Raw genomic sequence first — 10,329 nt, forward strand, 5'->3', positions numbered from 1 at the left:
GGGCTGTATTCACGCCGCCGTGGGCGCTCTTGATTCAAAGATTGTTCCATCGTCTCCACGATCCTCCATCGTGGGGACGATGCCCGCTTCAAGCGGTGCTTTCAAGATGGGATCGCCAGCTGCATACGGCGCAGGGTCGAGTTTGCCAGTTGGAGATGCAGTGGGGTCATGCCTTGATTGTCTTTGGGTGGCTTACCGCGACACAACCTCTGCATCTGCGCCGTGTTCCAGGACATCACGATGTTGGCCAGCAAGCTCAACGCATCGGCCACCGCCTGCATCTCGTCGGCGCGCCGGGCTTGCGCTGGGCCGACGCGGCCGGTATAGATCGCCCGTTTCAGTGCATTGACTGCCTCGCCGCGGTTGAGCACCCGTCGCAACTCGCGTCGGAAGGCCTCGTTGACGAAGTAGTCGGCCAGGAATGCCGTGCGCAGCAGCTTGCCCACCTGCACGCCGGCGTCGTAAATCGGGTCGCCTCTGGCGGCCGAGCCGAACCGGGCCAAGGTGCTCACCGCGCTGGCATGCCCGCTCGACACCGAAGCCGCCAGGTGGACCAGACTGTCCCAGTGGGCTTCAATCAACGCGGTGTCGATGCCGGCCTCACAGACGGCAGCGATCTCCTCGGGTACCTTCATGCCGCGCGGCACGAACAGACGCCGCTGCTTGAGCTCCTTGAGCCTGGGGCACAGATCGAAGCCCAGCAGCCGGGCCAAGGTCATGGCGAAGTCGGTGTAGCCGTGGGTGTCCACGGCCAGTTGTGTCGTCTCGACCCGCTCTTGCCGCACAACACCCTCGATAGCCGCGCCGGCCTGGCGTTCGTTGAGCACGATGGGCTGAGCGTGGAAGATGCCCCAGCGGTCACGCACGTGGCTGTAGATGCCGATGGAGGCCGTCTGCCGCCTTGGATCCTGGCGCGCCTGCCATACCCGTCGGCTGGTCTCCAGGCTCATCATGTCCGAGGAAGCCAGGTCGGCTCGGCCCCAAGTGGCGGCAATGGCGTGGCGTTGCATGTACTGCAGCACCGCCTGGCAGGCCAACGTCAGGCGCCGCTCGTCGCTGGCCCAGCGCATGGCCTGGCGGATGCTCGCGGCCGACAGCTGAGGGATCATGCGCGCGCACTCGGCCGCCGTGAGACTGGTGCCGTGGGCCAGGATGCCGGCGTAGACCATTAGCAGTTCCTGGCCAGAACGCGGCTCACGGCCAAGCATCACCCAGCTGAAGCGCACCTGGGCGTCCACCGCCAGGATGACTTCTGGCAGTTGAACCTCGCCAATGCGTTGATCGAGACGGTGGCGTAACTTGGTGACCTCGGGGTCTTCGTCGTCGGCCACCAGTGGCGCCAGGTGCAGTTCATCATCCACCCGCAGCGTTCCGGTGCGCACGGCCGCAGCCACGGCATCCACGCCGGCGCGCACACGCTCCAGCAGCGGTGCGAGGAAGTTGCCCGCTTTGACTGGCATCTGGAGTCTGGCGTAGTGGCGCCGGGCCTCGGTCTTCCAGCGCTCATCCGGAATAAACAGCCGTTCGCGACCCCGGAAACTCAGCGAATGCTCGACCCAGACCGAGCCATTGCGAACGGCTCGGCGCAAGGCCAACAACGTGGACACCTCCAGCGCCCGGAATGCCCGCTCGCGGTCGGTGTCGGAGATGTCCTGGCGCCATGCCGCCCCCAGCCTTGCCGCCGTGAAGTCCTTCGGCAGGCTCTTGTCACCGGTCGCATACTGCGTGCGCAAGGTGTCCAGTGCTTGCAGTGCCGGATGTTCACCCGTAGCCTTCCAGGCCAAGCTGCTGACGGCGACCAAGAGCGAGCGCACAGGGACGATGGTGGCGATCAGTTGCCGACGGATGCCCGACGCTCGGCTCGGAGCCTTCTGCGCGCGCCTGGCGGCAACCAGTTCACGCAGCTTGGTACGCAGTTCAGCCGAAGCAGATTCGTCCTCGACCAGGTCCGTCAAATCCTGCAATAGCAATTGGTACTGCCGTGACCAGTCGACGGCGGTACCCACCTCGTCAGCGCATTGGCGCCAGAGATCCGTGACGCGGCGCTGGAACATAAGGATGAACTGGTCCGTGGTCGTCAGCAGGCAGTAGCGCAGGAAGCAGGCCAACTCGACGGTTCGTGCTGGCTCCTTGACGCGTTCGCTGACCGAGGGCGGACGTGTGGCCATGCGCCGGGCGTAGCGGCGCACCAGCGTGCCATTGAGCTCGCCCAGGTGGCGATCCAGGCCCAGTCCTTTGAGGAAGGTGATGCGCTCGAGCACTTCAGCAATCTGGCGCGTGGAATGCTTGGCAGGCGCGCTCCACAACCAGCTCTGACAGTGCTGGCCATCTGGCCGGCTGGCGGTTATAGCCGCCGCCCATAGCTTCAGGGTGGCGGCCGGCACCATGGTTCGCACGGACGCAGCAGCGGTGGTTTCGAGATCGTCGAGTGCAGCCGCCACTATGCTGCGAATGGCGCGCTCGTGCACGATGATCAGTCGGTGTTCATACAACCAGTGGCGGGCCCACAGCAGCAGGCGCTCGCGATCGGCGGTGTGCGCCACCTCGTCGCGCAATACACGCACGAGCGCACGGCGTTGGTGTTCGCTCATCCAGGCAAAGCCCAGAACCTCGCAAGCCTGCTGCTGGTGGTCGAACAGGGTGCGGCCCCGGGTGTAAAGCGCGCGCAGCGAGGCCAAATCCGGTGTCTCGATCTCCAGCAGTTTGCCCAGGTGGCGCAGCAAGGCCACTGGCACGGCACGAACACTGTTCAATGGGCGCCCGCTCATGCGTAAGAAACCGATGTGCAGCGCCAAGCCCAGCTTATGGCGGTCGCCACGGCGCCGCTCGATCAGCTCTTTCTCGGCAGGGCCGAAGCTGAAGAAGGCCTGCAACTCGAAGGCAGAGATCTCCCGCGGCAGCTCACGCAGGCCCAGATAAGGTGTTTGCCAACCCTGCATCGCCGCCGCTCCTCAAGAGTCGAAAGGCAGCTAAAGATACGCTCGGCCAGACCGAACAGCAACTGCAGTGGAATCAACGACTTACCGCGCAGGGCCCGCGCCGTTGCTCGGCAAACGAACCGTCACTTTTTGCACTGAAATCAAAGGGTCCCCAACACCGAGGGGCCTGGCCGGTCAATCTGATGTGCGAGGCGTTCGGTGTCCCGCGAGGGGGCTTCTACGCCTGGCTGATACGCCCCAGGAGCCAGAGGAGTCTCAGTGACGAGGTACTGCGTACCCAGGTGCGTCAGAGCTTTGTGCTCAGCGACCGACAACGTGCAGGACCGCCAATTCCAGGCGGATGCACCGAACCAGAAGTGGGTGGCCGACTTCACCTACCTCTGGACGGCCGAGGGCTGGTTGTACGTGGGCGCGGGGCAAGCCCGTGGCGCTGTTGCATCACTCGGACCAGGGCAGCCCAATACACCAGTGCCCACTTCCAGCGGCTGCTCTCGGAGCAAGGCATCACCTGCAGCATGAGCCGTGCTGGTGAGGTGTGGGACAACTCAGCCATGGAGAGCTTCTTCAGTTCGCTCAAGACCGAGCGCACGGCCAGGAAGGTATACCGGACCAGGGAACAGGCACGTTCGGATGTGTTCGATTACATCGAGCGTTTCTACAACCCCATGCGCCGCCATTCAACGCTGGGGTATGTCAGTCCGGTACAGTTCGAGAAAGCTCAAAAAGCTTAAGCCGGTGTCAACCGTACCGGCAGCAGCCCAATCAAAGAATTGCAGCAACGCGCTACACGAACCGCCGATCTGCAAGCCGCTGAAAACCTCAACACCGCTCGGATGGTCCTCTTTGGCACAATCCAAAAACGATCCAGACGCGCCGCTTGACCAGCACCCACTCATCCGCCAGGATTCAGGCACATACTTGGATTGGAAAATACTGCAGCCCAGCTCTCGCAACAATATCGAAGGCGCAAGGTGCCACGTTGAAAGTGTAGTTCGGCTACCGCAACAGCTCGGCGGCCATTTCCTGAAGCTTGGACCGCTGCACCTTGTTGGAGTTGGCACTTTCGACCACGGGGAATGCTGTCAGCAACGCAATCCGCGCGGGCACCTTGAACCGAGCCAACTCTGACTTGCACTGCTGGATCAACTCTTGCTCATGCAGGACAACTCCTTGATCTGGAATGATGAACGCCACCGGGACAGATCTACCGTCTCGGACGGCACCGACCACCTGGCATGACGCAACACCATTCTGGTTTTCGAGGAAAATTTCGATTTCCCGTGGATTCACCAAAAAGCCACTCAGGCGCAGGAAATCACCCCTTCGCGCGTGAAACACAAACTGGCGATCACTAACGGAATGGCCCAGATCCCCTGTATGGAAATATCCGTCGCTGTCGATGGCCACTGCGGTGGCAGCCGGGTTATCTAGGTAGCAACGCATGAGGCTAGGCGTTTTAATTTCGATCTCCCCGACTTCCCCGTGCGGGAGCAGTTCCCCGGTGTGCACATCACGCACACGAACGCGTGCATGGTCGGCGACGAGATATCCTCCTGGACGCTGCCTTTCATGTAGCGAGGCTTGGGGCGACTGCGCCGCCACCAACGCCTGCAATTCACTTGACCCATAGAGCCCGAGCAAAGTAATACCCGATTTCTCGGCCCGCGCAGGGAACTCATCCAACGAGGGCGCGAAGCTGGCAAACCCTGCGATTCGCAATGAAGCCAGGGACACATTTTTCGCCTCGGCCTCCTGCAGAATTTTGTCCAGTAGTTCGTTGTTCGCAAAGGTGTGCGTAATCGCGTGGTTCCGAATTTGTCCGACGCATTCTGCCGCGTCGATCACCGCAGCCGTCACCATCGGAATTCCGGCCGCAAGGGCCCCCAGTGCTGAGGAAAAACCGAATGCGCCGCAGAAGGGTGCTCCGAGGAGCAAAGCATCATTTCCCTGCATGCCGAAGTAGCGCGCAACGCATTCACCGTGCGCGATCAACGTCTCCTGATCGTGCACGACCAACTTGGGTTCCGAGGTCGTGCCTGACGTCGTATAAATGAGCGCATAGGTACCTCCTGCAGTCGTTGAATTCTCTTTCAACACGGAAGTGTCGCTGTTTTCGTCGTAGTTGAAAGTGTCAGCCTGCGTTAGGGAGACCGAGGAAGTCGGTTGGCCAACGATCATGACCCCACGCAGACTGCTCAGCAAAGCAGGCGCAACTCCATCAAGGATCTCACTAAACTGTAGGTCCTTGAAGGATGGCCACATGACCAACCAGCGCGCCTGAGTCCTGGAGATTAGATTGCCCACCTCCTGCCCGCGAAATCGTGTGTTCATCGAAACCACGGCAATCCCGAGGCGCGCGCACGCCATAAAAGTCACCAGCCACGCAGCACAATTTGGTAGCCAGAGCGCCAGACGGTCGCCATGGCGCGCTCCGTGGCTGTACAGCAAACTGGCAACTCGCTCGACTTCTCTGGAGAGATCGCTGAAAGTCATTGGCCTCTCGTCGTCGTGCAGCGCGACATGAAGCGGGCGCTCGGCAACGTGCCGGCGTAACAATTCATCAAAGTTCATAAGATCGTGCAGCGTGTTTTATACGGTGGCAATGGGCGTGACAGGCGATCCGACAGCCCCCGGAAGCCGCAACGGGGGTGCGGTCAGCAGGAACCGGTTTCGACGGTTCGAATGCAGCCACTCGGCTAAATCCTTTAGGTACCACAACTCGGCCAGTGGCAGGCCCAGCTTAAACAGACAGTGGTGATGCAGCGGCAGCAAGGACTTCCGATCGCCCTTGTTGAGTGCGGGATAGGCCTCAACGGCATAATTGTCTGCACAGATAGTCGAAATGCCGCTGTCGGTTATCCATTGCAACAATTTCTGGTCAGCACCGTTGAGTACGGCGCCCGCTGCATGCAACGCTTCGGCGTCTGCATGCCCGTCCAGCTCAACCACCGTTTCCGCAAATCCAGTTCGCAAGACCAGCATGTCTCCGGGTTCGACGATCACGTCGTCCTTCTGCATGACGCTCATCAATTCGTCATAGCCGATCACGGTCCGGCCCTGTCCGTAGTGCCGAACGAAATCGACAAGGACGCCCCGACCTTGCATGCCCTTGGTGGCAAAGTTCTGAATACCCAACCTGCGAGCGCCAAAGCTGGGCCCGTGACCATCGCAGCAGCCACCACCCCCAGCATCCAGCACATCGGCTCCCGCCCTGTATCCGTTGTAGTAGACCTTGCTGGTCGATCCGTTGCCATCGACGTCAAACAGCGCCCCGACGTGGGCCAGCGCATCCCACTGCGTCGAGTACTGCAACGACATGGTCACTTGGTCGTCGCTGAGGATGTCGATGGCCGACGCATCCAAGTTCTCCATGGGAAAATTCATGTAAGGCACGCCGTCTCGTTCGGTCGCCGCCAGCTGAGGTGGCTTGCGGCGCGGATTCAGTACCGTGCCGCCAGGCAGATCGAGCGGCAGCGACAGGCAGAACACCCGCCCCTCCCTGATTTCCCTCGCTCCTTTGAGCACCTGTTCCGGGGTCAGCAGATTCACCCGGCCAAGTTCATCGTCCGGGCCGAAGTCTCCCCAGTTGGATCCTTCGGGACGTTGCTTCCAACGATTCATGTTTGTCTCCGTTGTGTGAAATACCATTTGTCGAAACACCTACACTGGCTGGGCGACGACCGACCTCAGCACCACGCCAGCAGCTTTTCGGTCCCAGAGGCCTGGTGAGGTGAGGACGCTTCGCAACTGCGTTCGCTGCAACTTGCCGGTCGGGGTGCGCGGCAATACTTCCTGCCGACTGAGGTAACGCGGGACCATGAAGTGCGGCAGCCTTCCAGTAAGAAAACCCAGCATGTCTTCCGGCTCGAATCGGACACCTGATTTCAGGACCAAGCACAAAAGAATGTCGTCGTCACCCTCGAAACCCGAAGGCACGCCAACGGCCGCCGCCTGAAGCACACCAGGGTGAAGCAAGGCAGCGTTTTCAATGTCGCTCGCGGAAATGTTTTCCGCGCGGCGCCGGATTCTTTCCTGGACACGGTCCACAAAGTAGACGTATCCATCCGGGTCGACGTAGCCGCAGTCCCCCGTGTGGAACCAGAGATTGCGCCACGCCGAAACAGTGCGCTCCGGCATGGCGAGATAGCCCTGCGCGATCGTCCATGGCTGGCGAGGGCGCACCACGAACTCCCCCACAGTGCCTGGCGCGACCGGTCGGTCCGTCTGCGGGTCGACCACCGAAAACTCGTACCAGTCCGTCTCCGGTTTTCCACAGGAGCCAACTCTCAGCGGCTCTTCGGGATTGCTCCAGCAGACGACACCGGTCTCCGTCATTCCCCAGACCTCCATCCCCTTGACTCCGAACCGTTGCTCGAAATCCTGTGCAATTCGTTTGGGAAACGGCGCCGTCCGGATCAATCTCAATCGGTGCTCCCGGTCTGCCGGTGACGGCGGCAAGGCGTGAACCATCTCGAGCATCGGCCCGTGCGCTGCCGTCAAGGTCGCCCCGTAGGTCCTGATCCGCTTGAGCCAGTCTTCCGGCCGGAACCCTGTGTCCAGCACCAGCTTCGCCCCGACCGAAAAGGCCGCGAGCACAGACATGAACTTCCCCGCCATGTGGTACATGGGATAGAACGAATAGAACACGTCCGCTTCCGTCATCGAAGCTTTCGAGGCGGAGAGCCTGGCCAACAAGGTGACCTGTCCGTGCGGCATCACGACGCCTTTGGCCGGACCACTCGTGCCAGAGGTGTAGATCACGGATGCAGCATCCCAGGGCTGCGCCGTCGCGGCCATGTCCTGACCTGCCGGTGCCAGAGACCGGATGGGCAGTTGGTCAAGGCCAACGACCTTCGGGCGACCGACCCCTTCGCCCTTCTCGCCGGCTTTGCATGGCTCCATCAGGATGATGGTTTCCAGGTGCTCAAACTGGTCCCGGGAAGCAAGCAGCGTCGGCAGATGGTCCGATGTGGTGACAAGTGTCGACGCACCACTCAGATTGATGGCGTGCTCAAGGCTCTCTCCCTTGTAGCCAACATTGATGCCCACATCGACAGCGTTCAGCAGGTTGAGAGCCAACCATGCATGAATCGTGTGTTCCGAGTTCCCGAGCATGAGTACAACGCGCTCACAGGGAGCAACTCCGTGGCCTGCGAACCGCTGCGCCAACTGGACCACGCAGCTCCAAGTTTCGTCATAGCTCTGCTCGATGCCGCCAACAATCTGCAGACATGGGCGTGAGCCGTTTTCCCGCACCGCCTTCAGAAAGAGACGGGGTACGGTCCAGCACTCGTTCATGTATTCCTCCGGCTTGGGCATGGTTGCTCTCATCGTTAGACACCGGTCATCCTGTCCGTCCTGCGGCCGAACCCCGGAAGCCCTCACCCTGATTGGCACCCAATTTCGGTGGCCCCAGGCGGACCTGCGCCGGCGTCCGAGACAGATGAACGGGAGACCCGATCACCCGCATTGGCGCCTGACCGGCCACTGGCACATCAATGATCAATTGATTGGCGCGCGTCTGCTGATGTTCAAGCATCTGCTCGAATCGGAGAATGGGAGCAGCAAGCACGCCCTGCGCCTGAAGTCGGTTGACGCACTCTTCGACACTCAGGCTCCTGAAAGCCGGGCGCAACAGCTCGGCGATTTCTTCCTTGTGTTGGGCCTGGGCCAGCTTGTCGCCCCAGTCGGGCCGAGTGGACAGGTCTTCGACCCCCAAACCCTTGCAGACCAGTTGCAATGGGTTGTCGCGAAAGAACCCGATCACCGTGACCCAACCATCATTGGCTTCGGCCACAAAGTTGAGCGCCCGGTCGAACCAGCGGGTCTCGTAGCTGTAGTTCAACTGCGTGGCGGCTTCCAGCATCTGCATCGCCACCAGTGAATTGAACAGGGACACCGTCACTCGTTGTCCATGACCCGAGTTCACGCGCTCAAGCAACGCCAGCAGAATCCCCTGCGCAAGCAGCAAACCGGATGCGAAGTCGGCAATCGGCACATTTACAAATGTGGGACCGCCACCCCTTACCGTCGTCTTCCACGCCAGGCCACTGATCGACTGGATCAACAGATCCTGACCAGCCATGCCTGCCAACGGCCCCTGTTCCCCGAAGCCGCTGGCAGCGGCATATACGAGTCGCGGATTGATGCACTCTAACGCCTCGTAGCCGAAGCCAAGCTTTTCCATCACGCCAGGCCGGTAGTTGTGGAGCAGTACATCGGCCTCGCGCACCAGCCCCAGAAACACTTCCCGGTCCGTTTCGGCTTTGAGATCCAGACAAATTGAACGCTTGTTCCGGTTCACGGCAGCAAAGAACGAGCCCATCTTCCCTGCGCTGTTGGCCACCGTGTCACTGTGCCGCAGCGAATCACCCCTGTCAGGGCGCTCGATCTTCAGCACATCGGCACCGTAGTCTCCGAGAATCTGCCCGGCCAGCGGACCTTGGTACACCTCGCAAAGTTCAAGCACCTTCGTGCCTTGCAGTACTGTTCCCATCTGCCAGACCTCCTTCAGCGTCCGTAAAGTTCCTTGGCGATCATGAGCCTTTGGATTTGGTTGGTGCCTTCCCAAATCTGGGTCACCTTGGCATCGCGGTACATGCGCTCGACCGGATAGTCCTTCAGGTAGCCATAGCCCCCGTGCAGCTGCAGCGCATCAGCTGTCACTGCCACCGCGGCATCGGTGCACAGCACCTTGGCCATGGACGCGTATCTCTTCGCGGCAGGATCACCGTTGAGCACCAGCGTTGCGGCATGCATCAGCACAGCTCGACCCGCTTCGACCCGCATGGCCATATCGGCCATCATGCCCTTGACCATCTGAAAATTGGAGACCGGCTGCCCAAACTGCTCACGCGTGCGCGTATACGCCAATGCCTCATCCAGCGCTCCCTGTGCAATACCCAGCCCGTGAGCGGCGTATTTCAGGCGGGACGTCAACAACCCTGCCAAGATGTACTTTCCGCCTTCCTCCGGATCCCCAACTACACGATCGAGCGGAATCGTGCAGTCCTCAAGAATCACGTCGGAAGTCGGGCTGCCCCTAAGACCCATCTTGCGCTCAGGTGCACCGAACGAGACGCCGGAATCGTTCTTGTTGACCAGGAAGATGCCGAACTTGTCCGGGGAAGTGCGCGCAAAGATGAGATACCAGTCCGCCCAGCCTCCATTCGTGATAAAGCGCTTGGTGCCATTGAGCACCCATCCCTGTGCTGTCTGTTTGGCCGTGGCCACCACCCCCATCAGGTCGGACCCGCCACGAGGTGGTTGTGTCGCAATAGCGGCGCCGAGGCGGCAAATGGCCGTTGATGTCGATCGGTTTCAATGAGCCAAGCTGTAAAACTGGTCGGCGGCGGACATGGTGTTGCCACTCGGGCAGCGCTGCTGCCCT

General features: G+C 61.0%; 6 protein-coding genes and 1 pseudogene. 1 reads left to right on the forward strand and 6 read right to left on the reverse strand.

Annotated features, from left to right (window positions below; translation table 11 throughout):
* Window positions 1-101 precede the first annotated feature (101 nt).
* Window positions 102-2,939 (reverse strand): Tn3 family transposase, encoded by a 2,838-nt coding sequence (locus tag ACX12L_RS22320; RefSeq protein ID WP_459264501.1) that lies wholly within the window; start codon window positions 2,937-2,939, stop codon window positions 102-104.
* Between the two features lie 152 nt (window positions 2,940-3,091).
* Between ACX12L_RS22320 and ACX12L_RS22325 the strand changes: the two are divergent.
* Window positions 3,092-3,670: pseudogene (locus ACX12L_RS22325) on the forward strand (IS3 family transposase); the annotation flags it as partial.
* A 265-nt stretch (window positions 3,671-3,935) separates the two neighbouring features.
* Here ACX12L_RS22325 and ACX12L_RS22330 read toward each other — a convergent pair.
* The 5 genes from ACX12L_RS22330 to ACX12L_RS22350 are packed head-to-tail and all read right to left on the reverse strand — an operon-like array spanning window position 3,936 to window position 10,238.
* Window positions 3,936-5,510 (reverse strand): AMP-binding protein, encoded by a 1,575-nt coding sequence (locus tag ACX12L_RS22330; protein WP_459264502.1) that lies wholly within the window; start codon window positions 5,508-5,510, stop codon window positions 3,936-3,938.
* An 18-nt stretch (window positions 5,511-5,528) separates the two neighbouring features.
* On the reverse strand, window positions 5,529-6,560 hold the full coding sequence (locus ACX12L_RS22335) for a cyclase family protein (RefSeq protein ID WP_459264503.1): 1,032 nt from the start codon (window positions 6,558-6,560) through the stop codon (window positions 5,529-5,531).
* A 39-nt stretch (window positions 6,561-6,599) separates the two neighbouring features.
* Window positions 6,600-8,258, reverse strand: coding sequence for an AMP-binding protein (locus ACX12L_RS22340; protein ID WP_459264504.1), 1,659 nt, complete (start codon window positions 8,256-8,258; stop codon window positions 6,600-6,602).
* Window positions 8,259-8,283: 25 nt separating this feature from the next.
* A complete protein-coding gene (locus ACX12L_RS22345) occupies window positions 8,284-9,435 on the reverse strand; it encodes a CaiB/BaiF CoA transferase family protein (RefSeq protein WP_459264505.1) in 1,152 nt (383 codons plus the stop codon).
* Window positions 9,436-9,449: 14 nt separating this feature from the next.
* Window positions 9,450-10,238, reverse strand: a complete 789-nt coding sequence (locus ACX12L_RS22350; protein WP_459264506.1) for an acyl-CoA dehydrogenase family protein — start codon at window positions 10,236-10,238, stop codon at window positions 9,450-9,452.
* Between the last annotated feature and the right edge of the window lie 91 nt (window positions 10,239-10,329).

Source organism: Alicycliphilus sp. T452 (genome assembly GCF_054512775.1).